18 protein-coding genes and 1 pseudogene are annotated in these 15,651 nt (G+C 73.0%); 14 read left to right on the top strand and 5 right to left on the bottom strand.

The window, feature by feature from the left end:
- Window positions 1-124: 124 nt before the first annotated feature.
- Both ACW9J6_RS12695 and ACW9J6_RS12690 read left to right on the top strand, forming a co-directional pair.
- A complete protein-coding gene (locus ACW9J6_RS12695) occupies window positions 125-307 on the top strand; it encodes a hypothetical protein (RefSeq protein ID WP_457116843.1) in 183 nt (60 codons plus the stop codon).
- Window positions 304-531 carry a hypothetical protein gene (locus tag ACW9J6_RS12690; RefSeq protein ID WP_457116842.1) on the top strand — a complete coding sequence of 76 codons (228 nt, stop codon included), beginning with the start codon at window positions 304-306 and terminating at the stop codon, window positions 529-531. The genes ACW9J6_RS12695 and ACW9J6_RS12690 overlap by 4 nt, the downstream gene beginning before the upstream one ends.
- A gap of 55 nt (window positions 532-586) precedes the next feature.
- Here the strand turns inward: ACW9J6_RS12690 and ACW9J6_RS12685 are convergent, their stop codons facing one another.
- From ACW9J6_RS12685 to rnhA, 3 genes are all read right to left on the bottom strand, one after another.
- Complete coding sequence (locus ACW9J6_RS12685) at window positions 587-1,426, bottom strand: patatin-like phospholipase family protein (RefSeq protein WP_457116841.1); 840 nt, start codon at window positions 1,424-1,426, stop codon at window positions 587-589.
- A gap of 8 nt (window positions 1,427-1,434) precedes the next feature.
- Window positions 1,435-1,917 (bottom strand): MarR family winged helix-turn-helix transcriptional regulator, encoded by a 483-nt coding sequence (locus ACW9J6_RS12680; RefSeq protein WP_457116840.1) that lies wholly within the window; start codon window positions 1,915-1,917, stop codon window positions 1,435-1,437.
- 115 nt (window positions 1,918-2,032) lie between these two features.
- On the bottom strand, window positions 2,033-2,737 hold the full coding sequence (gene rnhA / locus ACW9J6_RS12675) for a ribonuclease HI (RefSeq protein ID WP_457116839.1): 705 nt from the start codon (window positions 2,735-2,737) through the stop codon (window positions 2,033-2,035).
- Between the two features lie 203 nt (window positions 2,738-2,940).
- Between rnhA and ACW9J6_RS12670 the strand changes: the two genes are divergently transcribed.
- Both ACW9J6_RS12670 and pucL read left to right on the top strand, forming a co-directional pair.
- Entirely contained in the window at window positions 2,941-4,341 is a 1,401-nt protein-coding gene (locus ACW9J6_RS12670) for a nucleobase:cation symporter-2 family protein (RefSeq protein ID WP_457116838.1), read from the top strand.
- Window positions 4,342-4,416: 75 nt separating this feature from the next.
- A complete protein-coding gene (pucL, locus tag ACW9J6_RS12665) occupies window positions 4,417-5,256 on the top strand; it encodes a factor-independent urate hydroxylase (protein WP_457116837.1) in 840 nt (279 codons plus the stop codon).
- A 13-nt stretch (window positions 5,257-5,269) separates the two neighbouring features.
- Here the strand turns inward: pucL and ACW9J6_RS12660 are convergent, their stop codons facing one another.
- Window positions 5,270-5,872 (bottom strand): TetR/AcrR family transcriptional regulator, encoded by a 603-nt coding sequence (locus ACW9J6_RS12660; protein WP_457116836.1) that lies wholly within the window; start codon window positions 5,870-5,872, stop codon window positions 5,270-5,272.
- Window positions 5,873-6,533: 661 nt separating this feature from the next.
- On the opposite strand from ACW9J6_RS12660, the gene ACW9J6_RS12655 reads away from it, so the two are divergent.
- The 8 genes and pseudogenes from ACW9J6_RS12655 to ACW9J6_RS12620 all read left to right on the top strand — a co-directional run.
- Complete coding sequence (locus ACW9J6_RS12655; protein WP_457116835.1) at window positions 6,534-6,665, top strand: hypothetical protein; 132 nt, start codon at window positions 6,534-6,536, stop codon at window positions 6,663-6,665.
- A 6-nt stretch (window positions 6,666-6,671) separates the two neighbouring features.
- Complete coding sequence (locus ACW9J6_RS12650; RefSeq protein ID WP_457116834.1) at window positions 6,672-7,565, top strand: sulfite exporter TauE/SafE family protein; 894 nt, start codon at window positions 6,672-6,674, stop codon at window positions 7,563-7,565.
- Window positions 7,566-7,695: 130 nt separating this feature from the next.
- Window positions 7,696-9,459: a cache domain-containing protein gene (locus ACW9J6_RS12645; RefSeq protein WP_457116833.1), complete on the top strand. Its 1,764-nt coding sequence runs from the start codon at window positions 7,696-7,698 to the stop codon at window positions 9,457-9,459.
- 104 nt (window positions 9,460-9,563) lie between these two features.
- A complete protein-coding gene (locus ACW9J6_RS12640; protein ID WP_457116832.1) occupies window positions 9,564-9,959 on the top strand; it encodes a VOC family protein in 396 nt (131 codons plus the stop codon).
- 59 nt (window positions 9,960-10,018) lie between these two features.
- The gene (locus ACW9J6_RS12635) at window positions 10,019-10,567 is read left to right on the top strand and encodes a gluconate 2-dehydrogenase subunit 3 family protein (RefSeq protein WP_457116831.1); all 549 of its coding nucleotides are present in this window, start codon (window positions 10,019-10,021) and stop codon (window positions 10,565-10,567) included.
- Between the two features lie 81 nt (window positions 10,568-10,648).
- A complete protein-coding gene (locus tag ACW9J6_RS12630; RefSeq protein ID WP_457116830.1) occupies window positions 10,649-12,217 on the top strand; it encodes a GMC family oxidoreductase in 1,569 nt (522 codons plus the stop codon).
- Window positions 12,217-12,579, top strand: coding sequence for a hypothetical protein (locus tag ACW9J6_RS12625; protein WP_457116829.1), 363 nt, complete (start codon window positions 12,217-12,219; stop codon window positions 12,577-12,579). The genes ACW9J6_RS12630 and ACW9J6_RS12625 overlap by 1 nt, the downstream gene beginning before the upstream one ends.
- 216 nt (window positions 12,580-12,795) lie before the next feature.
- Window positions 12,796-12,942 (top strand): annotated as a pseudogene (locus ACW9J6_RS12620) (AraC family transcriptional regulator); the annotation flags it as partial.
- Window positions 12,943-12,951: 9 nt separating this feature from the next.
- Here ACW9J6_RS12620 and ACW9J6_RS12615 read toward each other — a convergent pair.
- Window positions 12,952-13,254, bottom strand: coding sequence for a ribbon-helix-helix domain-containing protein (locus ACW9J6_RS12615; protein ID WP_457116828.1), 303 nt, complete (start codon window positions 13,252-13,254; stop codon window positions 12,952-12,954).
- Window positions 13,255-13,403: 149 nt separating this feature from the next.
- Between ACW9J6_RS12615 and ACW9J6_RS12610 the strand changes: the two genes are divergently transcribed.
- Window positions 13,404-14,516, top strand: coding sequence for a pyridoxal phosphate-dependent aminotransferase (locus tag ACW9J6_RS12610; protein WP_457116827.1), 1,113 nt, complete (start codon window positions 13,404-13,406; stop codon window positions 14,514-14,516).
- Window positions 14,509-15,423 carry a prephenate/arogenate dehydrogenase family protein gene (locus tag ACW9J6_RS12605; RefSeq protein WP_457116826.1) on the top strand — a complete coding sequence of 305 codons (915 nt, stop codon included), beginning with the start codon at window positions 14,509-14,511 and terminating at the stop codon, window positions 15,421-15,423. The genes ACW9J6_RS12610 and ACW9J6_RS12605 overlap by 8 nt, the downstream gene beginning before the upstream one ends.
- Window positions 15,424-15,651: the final 228 nt, after the last annotated feature.

The following is a 15,651-nucleotide window of genomic DNA, read 5'->3' as shown; positions in this document are numbered from 1 at the left end:
TCCCGGCGTCGTCGCGCAATCCCGCCGCTCCGCGCCGCCGCGGAGGCGGGTCCCGACGCCGCCCGCGCGGGAACAGCCGCCCGATCGGGGACGTTGGGCGCGACACCCGAAGAGGAGATCCGCGATGACCGCCAAGCCTCCCCCCGTTCCTCCCGCCAACCAGTCCCACAAGGGGCCGGGCAGCGCCCCGGAGGCACCGACGGATCTCGGCCGGGCCGGCAGCCAGACGAAGGATCCCGACAAGATCGGCCAGGCCGGGAATTCCAAGGTCAACACCACGAACCAGGGATACCAGCAGGACCGATGAGCACCTCCAGCAAGGCGCCGCAGACCGACCGTCATCACGGCGGCCCCGGCAGCAGCCACCAGGACGCCACCGCGCCGGAGCAGGCGGAGCACCGGGGACCCACGCCCGGCAGCCCGACCAACGACACGCGCTCCCACGTCTCCGGCGGCGGCGGCGAGCGCGACCGTCACCACCGCCACAGCGGCACGGGCCTCGCCCCGGACCGGAGCGACCGGTCGCACTGAGGCGGGCCGGGATCCCTGCCGGGCGCCGCGGCGCCCGGACCCCGCCTCTCCGGCCTCAGCGTCCCTGGGCGGCCGCGAAGGCCGCCCCGTCCGCGAGCCCCTGCGCGAAGGCCCGGCGGATGCCCTCCGGGTCGGTGATGTCGAACTGCCCGACGGCGACCGGCCGCGACGGCTGCAGGTAGGTGCGGCCGGGATGCTGCGGCAGGGCGCGGTAGCGGCGGGTGAGCAGCACGAGCGTGCGCCCGCCCGCCGCCTCGATCGGGCGCAGCGGCGCCACCGGCACGTTGTCGACGAGGCCGCCGTCGAGGGCGGGCCGGCCCGCGACCCGTCCCACCGGCAGGAAGGGCGGCACGCTCGCGCTCGCCATCAGGGCGGCGGCGAGATCGGCGGGACCGGGCAGGTCGCGCAGGGCCACGAATTCCTCCCGGAACCCGAGCGCGCGCCCGCCGCGCGGATGCACCGGCGCCCGCCAGGTCTTCTCGACCTGGTAGGTGAGGATGCCGAGCGGGACCGCGGCGGCGAGGGGCAGGTGCCGGGGCGGACGGGCGAGGGCGATCAGAACCTGCGTCGGCCCCGCCCGCAGGCGCCCGTAGGCCTCCGGCCCGAGCACCGCGCCGATCAGGTCGGCGTAGAGGGCCGAGACCGGGAACGGCCGGGCGCCGCGCCAGGCGGCCCGCCAGTCGAGGTTGGGCCGGCCCGCCGCGCAACCGGCCGCGACCCGCTCCGCCACCGCTTCCCCGAGCCCGAGCAGGCTGTAGCAGGCCGCGAAGGCCCCGCCGCTGACCCCGACCACCAGGGAGGGGGCGAGGGACAGCCGCCCGGCCGCAGCGGTCCAGAACCCGCCCTGCCAGTAGCAGCGGTTGCCGCCGCCCGCGAACGCCACCGCGTCGAACATGACTGCCTCTAGCGCCGCCCGTCCTCGTCCGTCCGGGCGAGGGCGCGCCAGGCGAGCACCACCCGTTCGAGCGCGGCGAGGTCGGCGGGGGGGAGCGCCCCGAGGGTGCGGGCCACGTAGGCGCCCTGCGCCGCCATCCCGGCCCGGGCGAGGTCGCGGCCCGCGGGCGTGAGGTGGAGCGCGTGCGAGCGCCGGTCGCCGGGGATCGGGCGGCGCTCGACCATCCCCGCCTCGACCAGCCGGTCGATCAGCCCCGAGACGTTGCCCTTCGTCACGTAGAGCCGCTCGGCGAGATCCTGCTGGGTCAGGCCCTCGCGCTCGGAAAGGGTCGAGAGCGCGTCGAATTGCGGGATCGAGAGCCCGAGTGCCCGCAATTCCGCCGCCACCGCCGCCATCACCCGCCGGTTGAGCCGGATGAACCGGAACCAGATCCGCATCGGGTCGGGATCGGCGGGGCTGACGGGCGCGGGACGCGGCGACGGGGAGGCCATGGAGATAGTTTACAACAGAACCATCCCGGCGCCAGGGCGCTGGCGCCAAGACGCTGGCGCTAAGGCGGTGGACCGATCGCGTCCACCGCTCGCGCCGCCGGTCCCGCCGCGCCGGTCAGGCCGCCGGCGCCTTCCGGCTGCGCAGTTCCTCCCTTACCCGCGCGACGCCGTCCGGGCCGAGGTCGAGGGCGAGGCGCACCGCCTCCTCCATGAAGGCCTGGGGCGTCACACCCGCCTGCTTGGCGGCGCGGGTGAGCATCAGGCCGAGCGCGCCGTCGATCGGCAGCGAGGGGCCGCGCGGCGCCTCGGGCTTCAGCCCCTCAGGCTTCACCCCCTCGAGCTTGGCCGCCGGCATCGCGGCCGGGGTGACGGCGCTCTCGCGCGGCGGCAGGCCGAGCGCCCGGCGGCGGCCCTCGGCGGCGAGACGGTCGGCCCGCTCGTTGCCCTCCTCGCCCGCATGGCCCCGCACCCAGACCCAGCGCACGTCGCGGCGGGCGTTGAGCGCGTCGATCCGCTCCATCAGGTCGCGGTTCTTGACCTCGCCGGTCGTGGTGCGCCAGCCCTTGGCCTTCCAGCCCCGCATCCACTCCGTCACGGACTTCACCACGTACTGGCTGTCGCAGCGCATCTCGATCGCCGCCCCCTCGGGAAAATGCGCGAGGGCGGTGATCGCCGCGGTCAGTTCCATGCGGTTGTTGGTGCTCTGGCGCTCGCCGCCGCACAGCTCGATCGGCCCCTCGGGGGCCAGGATCACGACGCCCCAGCCGCCCGGTCCGGGATTGGGATCGCAGCCGCCGTCGGCGTATACGATGGTTCGCATGGGCCCTGAACTCTTCTGGTGTTTCGGCACGAAGCGGGGCGGGACGCCGCGCCCGCGGGAGGACGCGGCGCTCGCGCCGCGCCCGCATCCTGCCACGAGACGCTGAACGAATCCGCCCTCCCGGGCGGGGCCGGCTGGCACGGTCCTTGATGGCGCCGAACCGCGGCGCGGCCCCGCCGACGGTCCGCGGGAGGGATGCCAGGATGACCACGGGCAGGGATTCGGGGGTGGAGGAGCGGCTGCCGCTCCGCAGGCTGATCCCGCTCGGGCTGCAGCACGTGCTCGTCATGTATGCGGGCGCCGTGGCGGTGCCGCTCATCATCGGCCGGGCGCTGGCCCTGAGGCCCGAGGAGGTGGCGTTCCTGATCAGCGCCGACCTCTTCGCCTGCGGCCTCGCCACCCTGGTGCAGTGCGTCGGCTTCCCCGGCGTGGGGATCCGGCTGCCGGTGATGATGGGCGTGACCTTCGCGTCGGTCGGGCCGATGCTGTCCATGGCCGCCTCCCCCGAGATCGGGCTCCTCGGGATCTACGGGTCGGTGATCGCGGCCGGGATCTTCGGCATCGCGGTCGCTCCCTTCGTGAGCCGACTGCTGCCGCTGTTCCCGCCGGTCGTCACCGGCACCATCATCCTGGTCATCGGCATCTCGCTGATGCGGGTGGGCATCAACTGGGCGGGGGGCGGCCTGCCGACCCTCACGCGGGTCGTCGACGGGGTGCCGGGGAGCTTCCCCAACCCGGCCTACGGCCAGCTCACCGGGCTCGGCATCGCGCTGTTCGTGCTCCTCGTCATCCTGGCGCTGATCCGGTGGGGCGAGGGTTTCCTCGCCAACGTGGCGGTGCTCCTCGGGATCGTGGCCGGCTCGGTTGTGGCCGCCCTGCTGGGGCTGATGCCGTTCGCGAAGGTCGCGGCCGCGCCCTGGTTCGACCTCGTCCTGCCGTTCCGCTTCGGCCTGCCGCAGTTCCACCTCGTGCCGATCGCCACGATGTGCGTGGTGATGGTGGTGGTGATGATCGAGTCCCTCGGCATGTTCCTGGCGCTCGGGGAGATCACCGGCGCGCCCCTCGACGGGGCCGCCCTCGCCCGCGGCCTGCGCGCGGACGGCGTCGGCACCCTGCTCGGGGGGGTGTTCAACACCTTCCCGTACACGTCCTTCTCGCAGAATGTCGGTCTCGTCGGCGTCACCGGGGTGCGCTCGCGCTTCGTCACCGTGGCGGGCGGCCTGATCATGGTCGGCCTCGGCCTGCTGCCGAAGATGGCCGCCCTCGTGGAGGCGGTGCCGCAGGTGGTGCTGGGCGGGGCCGGGCTGGTGATGTTCGGCATGGTCGCGGCCACCGGCGCCCGCATCCTCGCGGCCGTCGATTTCCGCAGCAACCCGAAGAACCAGTTCGTGGTGGCGATCGCGGTCGGGTTCGGGATGATCCCGCTCGTCGCCCCGACCTTCTTCCGCAACCTGCCGCACGCGCTGCACCCGCTGCTGGAATCGGGCATCCTGCTCGCGGCCCTGGCGGCGGTGCTGCTCAACGCCTTCTTCAACGGCCTCGGCGGCGCCGAGACCGCGCACCGGGACGCGGCCGCGATGGCCGCCGCCGCCGAGCACGCCTGATGCGGCGCTCGCGCGAAGCCGGCTCCGCCCTGCGGAGCCATCCACCGCATACCGGGTGACCGAGGCCGCGAGACCATGACCCTCCTGCACAAGACCTACGGCAAGGGCCGCGTGCGCGTGATGCGCGTGCACCGCGACGGGGCGCGCCACGAGGTGCGCGAACTCTCCGTCCAGGCCATGCTCACCGGCGGCTTCGACGGGGCCTTCACCCGGGCCGACAACGCCACCACGGTATCGACCGACACGATCAAGAACGTCGTCAACATCGTGGCCCGCGAGAGCCCGATGGGTGCGGCGGAAGAGTTCTGCGCGGCGGTGGCGCGGCGCCTGCTCGACGCCTACGCCATGGTCGAGACCGCCACCGTCACGGCCCACGAGACGCGCTGGGCGCGGCTCGCCGTCGATGGCGTGCCCCACCCGCATGCCTTCACCCTCGACGGCAACGGCCGCTCCCTCGCCCGGGTGACCCTCGGGCGGGGCGGCGCGCCGCAGGTCGAATCCGGCCTCTCGGGCTTCACCTTCCTGAAGACCACCGAGTCCGGCTGGGCGAACTACGTGAAGGACCCCTACACCACCATCCCCGAGACGCACGACCGGCTGGCGGCGACCAGCATGGAGGCGTCCTGGCTCTGGGCGCGCCCGCCCGCCGACTACCCGTCCGCCAACGCGCTGGTCCTCGACAGCCTGCTCGGGGTCTTCGCCACCACCTACAGCCACAGCATCCAGGACAGCCTCTACCGGATGGCGCGGGCGGCCCTCGCGGCGGTGCCGGAGGTCGCGACCGTCACCCTCGCCTGCCCGAACAAGCACTACTTGCTCGTCGACCTCTCGCCCTTCGGCCTCGACAATCCCAACCAGGTCTTCGTCGCCACCGACGAGCCGCACGGGCAGATCGAGTGCACGGTCGGGCGGTGAGGCGCCGGGCCGCTCACCCGCGATCGATGCCCAGGGCGCGCCGGTACAGCGTCGACACGGCGCCGATCAGCGCCGCGCGGTCCGTCATCCCGGTGGCAATGGCGTGATCGACGGCGCCGTGCAGGGCGTCGAACAGCATGACGGCGGTCAGGGGCGCGTGGTCGGCCGTCCAGGCCTTCTCCGCGGTCCCGCGCGCGATCAGGGCCGCCAGCCGGACGACGACGGGGTTCCCGGTCCTCGCCGCCCGATCCGACGGAGCATGCTGGTGAAAGACGAGATCGTGGACGGCGACGTTGTCCAGATAGGCATCGACGCAGGCCCTCACCCAGGCGTCGAGGCGCGCGGCCGCGTCCGCGTGGCCCGCCGCCATGGCGGCGTCGACCCGCTCGCAGAAGCCGTCGACGAAGCGGGTGCGGAGCGCCGCCAGGACGTCGTCCTTCGTCTTGAAGTAGAGGTAGAACGTGCCCTTGGCGACGTCGGCATCCTCGACGATCTCGCTGACGCTGGTGGCCGCGAAGCCCTTGCGCAGGAACAGCGCCTGCGCCGCGTCCATCAGCTCGTCGCGCCGCACCTCCGCTGGCTTGGTCCGCGGCCGCTTGTCCTGGATCGCGATCATCTGCCTTCCCCGCCGCCCGTCCGGCGATGCGCCGGCCCGCCCGCGCCGGCCGCGGCCCGGGCGGTGGGCGGGACCATGCCGCACGGGAGGCCGGTCGTCACCCGCCGGATGCCGCCCCGGCCGTGAGCCGGGCCCAGGCGCCCGCCCGGACCGAGAGGCCGGCGGGAGCCGCCGCGGACCGACCCGCAGGGTCGCCCTCGGGAGGAGGCCCGCGTGGCGAAACGACAGTGGGTCACCGAGAGAAGCGCCGGTTCGCTGTGCACGCGTGCGCTGGTCGAGGTCTCTGTTCGGGCGCGGCTCGCCGACCGCCTCGCGGACCGTCCGGCTCGCCACGGCAAGACCGCGACAGCCCCCCATCCGGGAACGCTCTGAGCCTCGACGGCCCGCCCCGGCTCCTCGCCGCCACCGATGCCGCCACTGTCAGGACAGCCTCTCCCGCGCGGCGTAAGGCGGCTCCGGCGGCCGCGGAGACCGGAACCAGTCCCCGCCCGAACGAGGATGACGGGCTGGCCGGCCCCTCGGCGGACAGCCGTTTTTGCATTGCAGCAAAAGCGCCGCATCCATTAAACCCTCGTTTAATCCGCAGCGTCATAAATCAAAGGCAGGATCGTTGCGCAGGGTTTTGCGGAACGACACTGTAAATCCACGAGACTGAGATCCAATGCGCTACGTCATCCTAGTGACTTTGATCGTCTCCGCCATCGTGGAGGTCGATCGCGCGGTCCGGCCCGGCCCGGCGCACCCCCCGGGGGCTGCCGACGTGGTCGCGCTGATGGCCGGCTCGTCGGATTGACGCGCGATGCCGTCGATCAGCCGCGCCGGCGCCCTCGCAGCCCTCCCCGACCCCTCCGACAGGGCCGGGCCCCGCGGCCCCGGGCGGTTGCGCGGGACCGACCGCCCATCGCCCTGGCAATGGCTCGCCCTCGCGGGCGGATCCCTGACCTGCCTCGCCCTCGCCGGCCACGCCGGCGTGCCGAGCGCGGGCACGATGCTGGCGATCATCGTCGCCTCGGCCCTGTCGAGCATCGCGGGCTTCGCCTTCTCGGCGATCTGCGGGGCCATGCTGTTCCACCTCGCCGGGGACCCGGTGGGGATCGTGCAGATCATGATCACCTGCAGCATCGCCAACCAGGCCGCGATGGTCTGGGCGCTGCGGCGGCACGTGAACTGGGCCGGCCTCTCGGTCTTCCTCGTCGGAGGCCTCCTCGGGCTGCCCCTGGGGGTCTGGGCGCTCATCGACGCCGACCGCCACGCGTTCACCGCGGGGCTCGGCGTCTTCCTCCTGGCCTACGGCGCGTCGATGCTCGCTCGGCGCCCCTTCACCTGTCCGCACCAGCATCCCCTGCTGGACGGCGCGGCCGGCTTCCTCGGCGGCGTCACGGGCGGAGCGGCCGGCTTCCCCGGCGCTTCCGTCACCATCTGGTGCGGCGGCAAGGGGTGGCCCAAGGACCGGCAGCGCGCCCTCTTCCAGCCCTTCATCCTGGTGATGCAGGTGGCGGCCCTCGCCCTCATCGCGGCCGCCCGGGGCCGCGCCGGCGGCCCCGCCATCGATCCCGCGAGCCTTCTGTGCATCCCGGGGTCGCTCCTCGGCACGAAGATCGGCCTCCTCCTCTACGGCAGACTGTCGGACGTCCATTTCGCCCGCGCCATCAACCTTCTCCTCATCGTTTCAGGATTATCGTTCCTCCTCTAGAACGGGACCGTGCGCGGCGCGGCGACATCTGCCTGGGGTGGGACTATGATCTTGGTCGATCGCATGAATTCGGGCGCGTCTCGGCGCGGGGCCCCGACCGCCGACCTGCCGTCGTAGGACCGCACTGCGCATGATGGCCAGCACGTCCCGCGCCGAATTCCGCGGCGCCTCCTGCGAGCGGGCGGGTGGCCGGTTCGCGGCGCTCCACCCTGCGAACCTCAAGGTCGGACACAAGCTCGGCGCGCTGACCGGCCTCGTGCTCGCCGTGGTCGCGGTGCTCGGCGTCCTGAACCTCGTGGAACTGCGTCGCTCCGTCCTGGAGGACCGGGCGGCGATGACGCAGCGCCTCGCCCAGACCGCCCTCAGCGTCGTCGCCGCCCACGCGGCCGAGGCCGCGGCGGGAAGGATATCTGTGCCGGAGGCGCAAAAGGCCGCCCTCAAGGCCGTCTCGGCCATGCGCTACGGCGACAACGACTATTTCTGGATCGAGAACCTCGACGGCATCCTGCTCGCGAACGACTTCAACCCGAAGGCCGTGGGCCACAGCGTCGTCGACCAGACCGACGTGCCGGGCGGCAAGCGCTACTTCGCCGAGCAGATCGAGACAGCCCGGGTGCACGGGTCCGGGTTCGTCCATTACCGCAAGCCCCGGCCCGGCGGCGGCGAACCGGTCGACAAGATCGCGAGCGTTCACCTGTTCGCGCCCTGGGGTTGGGTGGTGGCGACCGGTCTCTACCTCGACGACGTGCACGAGGCCGTTCGGATCCGCGCCATCCACGCCGTCCTGTGGTCGGCGGCCCTGGTTCTGCCGGTCGTGATCCTCCTCCTGCTGCTCGGCCGCGGCATCTCTCGCCCGATCGCGCGCACCACCGCCGTGATGGACCGTCTCGCGCGGGGCGACACCGCGGTCGCGGTGCCCTTCCGCGACCGAGGCGACGAGATCGGCGCCATGGCTCGCGCCGTGCAGGTGTTCAGGGAGAGCCTGATCCGCACCGGCACGCTGGAGGAGGAGGCCGCGGCGGCGCGGCGCTCCGCCGAGGCGCAGCGCAGGGCCGACATGCGGCGGATGGCCGACCGGTTCGAGGCCGCGGTCGGCGAGGTCATCGGCGGGGTCGCGGCCTCCGCGACCGCGTTGCAGACCGCATCGCAGGGCATGGCCGGGATCGCCTCCGAGACCGCCTCCCGGGCATCGGCCGCCGCGGCCGCGGCCGAGGAGGCGTCCGCGCATGTGAGCACGGTCGCGGCCGCCGCCGAGGAACTCGGCGCCTCCGTCCAGGAGATCGGCCGGCAGGTCTCCGGCTCGGCCGACCTCGCCCGGACGGCCGCCGACGAGGCGGCGCGCACCACCGGCGTGGTGAAGGACCTGGGCGGCGCGGCGCTGCGGATCGGCGACGTGGCCGCGATGATCGCCGTGATCGCCGGACAGACCAACCTGCTGGCGCTCAACGCCACCATCGAGGCGGCCCGGGCCGGCGAGGCCGGCCGCGGCTTCGCGGTGGTCGCCGCCGAGGTCAAGACGCTCGCCGGGCAGACCGCCAAGGCAACCGAGGCGATCACCGCGCAGATCGGCCTGATCCAGGACTCGACCGGGCGGGCGGGCGCGGCGATCGAGGGGATCGCGGCGCGCATCCAGGAGATCAGCGCGGTCTCGGCCTCGATCGCGGCGGCGGTGGAGCAGCAGGGGGCGGCGACGCAGGAGATCGCGCGCAACGTCGCGCAGGCCTCGGCCGGGACGGGCGAGGTCACCGGCAATGTCGCCGGGGTCGCCGGCGCCGCCGAGGAGACGGGGGCCGCCGCGCGCCGCGTTCTCGCCTCGGTCTCCGACCTGTCGCACCGGTCCGCGCAGCTGAGCGAGCAGGTCGAGCGCTTCCTCGCGGGCGTGCGGGCGGCCTGAGCGAGGACAGCCCGCCACAGCCCGCTACCACCTCCGGCTGCGCCACGGCGCTAGGCTCTTCTCCACGCGCCGGCTGCGGCCGGCACCGCCCGGAGAGGACCTGGATGGCCAAACCCGTTCACTCGATGATCCGCGTCCGCGACGAGGCCCGCTCGCGCGACTACTACGCCAAGGCCTTCGGGCTCGAGGTGGCGGAGCGCTTCGAGTTCGACACCTTCGCCCTCGTCTACCTGCGCGACCCGGCCTCGCCCTTCGAACTCGAACTCACCGTCAATTTCGACCGGCAGGAGCCCTACGACCCCGGCAACGGCTACGGCCACCTCGCCGTGGTGGTGGACGACGTCGATGCGGAGCACGCCCGCTTCGCGCGCGAGGGCCTGCCCGCCACGCCCGTCAAGGACTTCCAGCACCAGGGCCGCACCCTCGCGCGCTTCTTCTTCGCCACCGACCCGGACGGCTACAAGATCGAGGTCATCCAGAAGGGCGGCCGCTTCGGCTGAGCCCATCGCGGTCAAGGACGACAAAAGCGTTCAACAAAAGACGACTTGGAGGAAATCCCATGAGAGAAGTCGATCCGCGCCGGCGCGTGAGCCGGCGCAGCTTCCTGCAATCCGCCGCCGCCGCGGCCCCGGCCGCCGCCATCGCCACCGGGGCCGGCCTCGCCGTCGAGGAGGCCTGGGCCGAGGGCGGATCCGCCCTCTCGCCGGACCAGCTCAAGACGCTGGTAAAGGTTGCGCGCGATATCTACCCGCACGATTTCCTGGCGGACACCTACTACATCACCGCGGTGAAGCCCTGGGACGGCAAGGCCGCGGGCGACCCGGCGACGAAGCAGCTCCTCACCGAGGGCGTCCGGCGCCTCGACGACGATGCCCGCACCCGCCACAAGGTGCCCTACGCGCAGGTCGGCTGGGAGGCGGACCGGGTCGCGCTCCTCCAGGCCATCGAGCACACGCCCTTCTTCAAGGCGCTGCGGGCCGACCTCGTCGTGTCGCTCTACAACCAGCACGATCTGTGGCCGAAGTTCGGCTACGAGGGCTCCTCGGCCGACAAGGGCGGCTACATCCAGCGCGGCTTCAACGACATCGACTGGCTGCCCAAGGTCTGAGCACCGGCTGCCTCAAGAATAACGAAGCACCGCCGGCCCGAGGACGCAGGTTTCAGCGACCCGCCGGCCCTGGAGGAAACCATGGCGACTTTCGACCTGAACGACGACGGGCTCGTCGTCATCGTGGGCTCGGGTGCGGGCGGCGGCACGCTCGGCACGGAGCTGGCGCTCAAGGGCATCAAGACGGTCATCCTGGAGGCGGGCGCCCGCCACAACATGGAGGACTTCGTCAACGACGAGTGGGAGAGCTTCGCCCAGCTCGCCTGGACGGACATGCGCACCACCTCCGGCTCCTGGCGGGTGGCGCGGGACTTCCCCAACCTGCCGGCCTGGATCGTCAAGGCGGTGGGCGGCTCGACCGTGCACTGGGCCGGCGCCTCGCTGCGCATCGAGGAGCACGAGTTCCGCACCCGCGACCATTACGGCGCGATCCCCGGCGCCAACCTCCTCGACTGGCCGATCACCCGGGCGGAGCTCGACCCCTGGTACGAGAAGGCCGAGGACCGGATGGGCGTGACCCGCACCAACGGCATCCCGGGCCTGCCCGGCAACAACAACTTCAAGGTGCTGGAGGCCGGCGCCCGCCGCATCGGCTACCGGGAGGTGCATAGCGGCCGGATGGCGATCAACAGCGAGGAGCGCCACGACCGCGGCTCCTGCCAGCAGATCGGCTTCTGCTTCCAGGGCTGCAAGTCCGGGGCGAAGTGGTCGACGCTGATCGCCGAGATTCCCCGCGGCGAGGACACCGGCAACCTGGAGGTCCGCCCCAACTGCATGGCGATCCGCATCGAGCACGACGCCTCGGGCAAGGTCACGGGCGTCGTCTACGCGGACGAGAAGGGGCAGCTGCAGCGCCAGAAGGCCCGGATCGTGGCGGTGGCGGGCAACTCGATCGAGAGCCCGCGGCTGCTCCTCAACAGCGCCTCCACCCTGTTCCCGGACGGGCTCGCCAATTCCTCGGGCCAGGTCGGCCGCAACTACATGCGGCACATGACCGGCAGCGTCTACGGCGTGTTCGAGAAGTCGGTCCACATGTATCGCGGGACGACCATGGCGGGGATCATCCGCGACGAGGCGCGCCACGATCCCTCGCGCGGCTTCGCGGGCGGCTACGAGATGGAGACGCTGTCGCTCGGCCTGCCCTTCATGGCCGCCTTCCTCAATCCCGGCGGCTGGGGGCGCCCCTTCACCAGCGCCATGGAGCAGTATCCGCGCATGGCCGGGATGTGGCTCGTCGGCGAGGACCTCGCCCAGGAGACGAACCGCATCACCCTCGACCCCGTGCAGAAGGACAAGCACGGGATGCCGGTGGCCCACGTGCATTTCGACGATCACCCGAACGACGTCGCCATGCGCAACCACGCCTACCGCCAGGGCGCATCGGTCTACGAGGCGGTGGGGGCGACCGTGACCTACCCGACCCCGCCCTACCCGAGCACCCACAACATGGGCACCAACCGGATGAGCGCGAAGCCGCGGGACGGCGTCGTGAACAAGTTCGGCCAGACCCACGACGTCAAGAACCTGTTCGTCTCCGACGGCAGCCAGTTCACGAGTGGCGCGGCCTGCAATCCCACGCTGACCATCGTGGCTCTGGCGCTCCGGCAGGCGGACCACATCGCGGGCGCCATGCAGCGGCGGGAGATCTGATGCGGATCCTCCTCGCCGTCCTCGTCGCCCTCCCCCTGGCGGGTCCCGCCGCCGCGGCCGGGACGCGTCTGGCGCAGTCGGGAACGCCGGCGCCCGCGCCGACGCAGCCCGGCGGCGCGGCCGCCTATCCGGGCAACCCGGCCGGCACCCCGGCCGCCGCGCGCGATGCGCGTCCGCCGGATCCGGCCTGCCCGGCGGGCGCGCCCTGCCCGGGCAAGCCGGACCCGTCCGGGGCCGCGGATGCGAGCCGGACCGCGGCGCCGAGCCAGGGCGCCGGCCGGACCGGCACGCCCAGCACCGCCTATCCGGACGCGCCGGGCGGATTGCCGTCGAGCCGGGCGGACGGCACCGCGCCGCGGTGAGGGCGCGTCATCCGCGCAGCGCCGTCCCGTCCACGGCGAAGCGGTGCAGGTGGTGGGGCGCGGGCACCAGCGTGACCGGCGCGCCGCGGTCGACATCGACACCCTGGCGACGGTCGCCGGGGTCAGCCGGTCCTTCGCCCGCACCACGGGGGTGGTCCCGGCCGAGTTCGTGCGCAAGCAGAGGATGGACGGGGGCCGCCCGCCCGTTCGCAGCTCAGCATCAAGGCCGTCGCGCTCGCCTGCGGCTACCCCGACCCGAACGACTTCGCCAAGGTGGTCCGCCGCGCCTTCGGGATCAGCCCGTCCGAGTTCCAGAGCACGGGCATGTACGCGGTCCCGCCATCGGTCGCGCCGAAGGCCTGAGGCGGTCCCTCACTCCGCCGCCATCAGCACCGGCGCGCCGAACCGCCCCGGGCCGCCCCGCGCGAGGTAGATGAGGCAGCAGCAGCGCAGCAGCGAGGCGAAGTTGCGCACTTCGCCCTGCCGCTCCAGCACCTCGTCGTGAAGCTTGGTGGCGAATTTCGCGACGCTCAGGCCCTCCTGGCGGGCGATGTCCTCCAGGATGGTCCAGAAGGCGGTCTCCAGCCGCAGGGACGTGCAATGCCCGCCGATGCGGAGCGAGCGGGTCTCGCAGGCGTAGCTCTCGGGTGGCTGCTCCGCGAAGATGCGGCACATGACGTTCCTCCTGAGTTTGGAACAAGCCTAAACAGCCGCCTCCCTCTCCGGCAAGCCGGCCGGGCTGCGGCGTCGCGCGCGCTCCTGTTCCCCTGCGCGCCGACATGCTCTAGACGGGCGATTTCCGCACGAAACCGCCGAGACCCGTCATGTCCGCCGCCCTCCGCCCCGTCCCGCGCCCCGGCGTTCTCGCGATCGAGGCCTACGTGCCGGGCAAGAACGCGGCGCCGGCCGGCGTGAAGCTGCACAAGCTGTCCTCGAACGAGACCCCGCTCGGCCCGAGCCCGGCCGCGGTCGCGGCGATGCGCGACACGGAATCCCACCTCGAACTCTACCCGGACGGCAGTTCCACGGCGCTCCGCCGCGCCATCGCGGGCAAGTACGGGCTCGACCCCGCGCGCATCGTCTGCGGCGCCGGCTCGGACGAACTGCTCTCGCTCCTGACCTACGCGTATCTCGGCGTGGGCGACGAGGGCATCTACTCGGAATACGGGTTCCTGGTGTACCGCATCGCCATCCTGGCGGCGGGCGGCACGCCGGTCGTGGTGCGAGAGCGGGACCACACGGCCGATGTCGACGCGATCCTCGCCGCCGTCACGCCGCGCACCCGCATCGTCTACCTCGCCAATCCCAACAACCCGACCGGCACCTACCTGCCCTTCGACGAGGTGCGCCGGCTCCATGCCGGGCTCCCCGGCAACGTGCTGCTGATCCTCGACGCGGCCTACGCGGAATACGTCCGCCGCAACGACTACGCGGCCGGGCTCGAACTCGTGGCCGAGTCCGAGAACGTGGTCATGACCCGTACCTTCTCGAAGGTCTACGGGCTCGCGGCGCTGCGCATCGGCTGGATGGTGGCGCCGCCCGCGGTGGCGGACGCGGTCAACCGCATCCGCGGCCCCTTCAACCTCAGCGCCGCAGCGATCGCGGCCGGCGCGGCGGCGGTGGCGGACGATGCCCACATCGCGCGGGCGGTGGCCCACAACGAGGAATGGCTGCCGAAGGTCACCCGGGCGCTCACCGAGATCGGCCTCACGGTCACGCCGAGTGTCGGCAACTTCGTGCTGATCCACTTCCCGGACGCGCCGGGCCGCACGGCCGCGGAGGCGGACGCCTTCCTCACCGCCCGCGGGCTGATCCTGCGGCGCGTGGCGTCCTACGGCCTGCCGCAGGCGCTGCGCATGACGATCGGCTCCGCGGAGGCGAACGAGGCGGTGATCGCGGCGCTGGGCGACTTCGTGCGGAGCGCGGTCCATGCGTGAGGTCATCGGCCGGCTCGCCCTGGTCGGTCTCGGCCTGATCGGCTCCTCGATCGCCCGGGCGGCGCGGGCGAACGGCCTCGCCGGGACCATCGTCGCCATCGACCGCGACCCGGCGGTGTGCGAGCGCGTCCGGTCGCTCGGCATCGCCGACGAGGTCACGGAGGACCTCGCGGCGGGCGTAGCGGGGGCGGATCTCGTCGTGCTCTGCGTGCCGGTGGGCGCGGCCGGCCCGGTGGCGGCGGCGCTGGCGGGCGCGCTGAAGCCGGGCGCCATCGTCTCGGACGTCGGCTCGGTCAAGGGCGCGGTGGTGGCCGCGGTGGCGCCGCACCTGCCCGCCCACGCGGCCTTCGTGCCGGCCCATCCGGTCGCCGGCACCGAGCAATCGGGGCCGGATGCCGGCTTCGCCACCCTGTTCCAGGGCCGCTGGTGCATCCTCACCCCGCCCGAGGGCACGGACCCGGAGGCGGTGGCGCGCGTGCGCGCCTTCTGGGAGGGGATGGGCTCGGTGGTCGAGATCATGACCCCGGCCCATCACGACCTCGTGCTGGCCATCACCAGCCACGTGCCGCACCTCATCGCCTACAACATCGTGGGCACGGCGGCGGACCTCGAGGCCGTGACCCAGTCCGAGGTGATCAAGTTCTCGGCCGGCGGCTTTCGCGACTTCACCCGCATCGCGGCCTCCGACCCGACCATGTGGCGCGACGTCTTCCTCACCAACAAGGAGGCGGTGCTGGAGATGCTGGGCCGCTTCAACGAGGACCTGGCGGCGCTCGCCCGCGCGATCCGCTGGGACGACGGCGAGGCGCTGCACGCCCTGTTCACCCGCACCCGGGCGATCCGCCGCGGCATCGTGGCGATGGGCCAGGAGACCGCGGAGCCGGATTTCGGCCGCCGGAAGGGGTGAGGGCGGCCGAACCCTCCCCCCTCTGCGGGGGAGGGTGCCCCGCGGAGCGGGGCGGGAGAGGGGAACCACGCTTCAGGATTGTTCGGGACCGTTCTGACGGGCGCTCACTGGAGCAGCGTCGCGCCGGCCCCTCTCCCGGCCTGCTCCGCAGGCCACCCTCCCCCGCAGAGGGGGGAGGGGTCGTCCGGCGCGCCGCCCCCGATGCACCGCCGCCACGCCCTCCCGAAA

The organism is Methylobacterium sp. JK268, from assembly GCF_054052225.1.
The sequence above is the reverse complement of the archived record's forward strand: the minus strand, read 5'-3'. Positions and strand labels throughout refer to the sequence as shown.

Excerpts from the sequence above, each read along its gene's own strand:
- ACW9J6_RS12695 (WP_457116843.1), top strand. The coding sequence starts at position 125 with ATGACCGCCAAGCCTCCCCCCGTTCCTCCCGCCAACCAGTCCCACAAG.
- ACW9J6_RS12690 (WP_457116842.1), top strand. The coding sequence starts at position 304 with ATGAGCACCTCCAGCAAGGCGCCGCAGACCGACCGTCATCACGGCGGC.
- ACW9J6_RS12685 (WP_457116841.1), bottom strand. The coding sequence starts at position 1,426 with ATGTTCGACGCGGTGGCGTTCGCGGGCGGCGGCAACCGCTGCTACTGG.
- ACW9J6_RS12680 (WP_457116840.1), bottom strand. The coding sequence starts at position 1,917 with ATGGCCTCCCCGTCGCCGCGTCCCGCGCCCGTCAGCCCCGCCGATCCC.
- rnhA (WP_457116839.1), bottom strand. The coding sequence starts at position 2,737 with ATGCGAACCATCGTATACGCCGACGGCGGCTGCGATCCCAATCCCGGA.
- ACW9J6_RS12670 (WP_457116838.1), top strand. The coding sequence starts at position 2,941 with ATGACCACGGGCAGGGATTCGGGGGTGGAGGAGCGGCTGCCGCTCCGC.
- pucL (WP_457116837.1), top strand. The coding sequence starts at position 4,417 with ATGACCCTCCTGCACAAGACCTACGGCAAGGGCCGCGTGCGCGTGATG.
- ACW9J6_RS12660 (WP_457116836.1), bottom strand. The coding sequence starts at position 5,872 with ATGATCGCGATCCAGGACAAGCGGCCGCGGACCAAGCCAGCGGAGGTG.
- ACW9J6_RS12655 (WP_457116835.1), top strand. The coding sequence starts at position 6,534 with ATGCGCTACGTCATCCTAGTGACTTTGATCGTCTCCGCCATCGTGGAG.
- ACW9J6_RS12650 (WP_457116834.1), top strand. The coding sequence starts at position 6,672 with ATGCCGTCGATCAGCCGCGCCGGCGCCCTCGCAGCCCTCCCCGACCCC.
- ACW9J6_RS12645 (WP_457116833.1), top strand. The coding sequence starts at position 7,696 with ATGATGGCCAGCACGTCCCGCGCCGAATTCCGCGGCGCCTCCTGCGAG.
- ACW9J6_RS12640 (WP_457116832.1), top strand. The coding sequence starts at position 9,564 with ATGGCCAAACCCGTTCACTCGATGATCCGCGTCCGCGACGAGGCCCGC.
- ACW9J6_RS12635 (WP_457116831.1), top strand. The coding sequence starts at position 10,019 with ATGAGAGAAGTCGATCCGCGCCGGCGCGTGAGCCGGCGCAGCTTCCTG.
- ACW9J6_RS12630 (WP_457116830.1), top strand. The coding sequence starts at position 10,649 with ATGGCGACTTTCGACCTGAACGACGACGGGCTCGTCGTCATCGTGGGC.
- ACW9J6_RS12625 (WP_457116829.1), top strand. The coding sequence starts at position 12,217 with ATGCGGATCCTCCTCGCCGTCCTCGTCGCCCTCCCCCTGGCGGGTCCC.
- ACW9J6_RS12615 (WP_457116828.1), bottom strand. The coding sequence starts at position 13,254 with ATGTGCCGCATCTTCGCGGAGCAGCCACCCGAGAGCTACGCCTGCGAG.
- ACW9J6_RS12610 (WP_457116827.1), top strand. The coding sequence starts at position 13,404 with ATGTCCGCCGCCCTCCGCCCCGTCCCGCGCCCCGGCGTTCTCGCGATC.
- ACW9J6_RS12605 (WP_457116826.1), top strand. The coding sequence starts at position 14,509 with ATGCGTGAGGTCATCGGCCGGCTCGCCCTGGTCGGTCTCGGCCTGATC.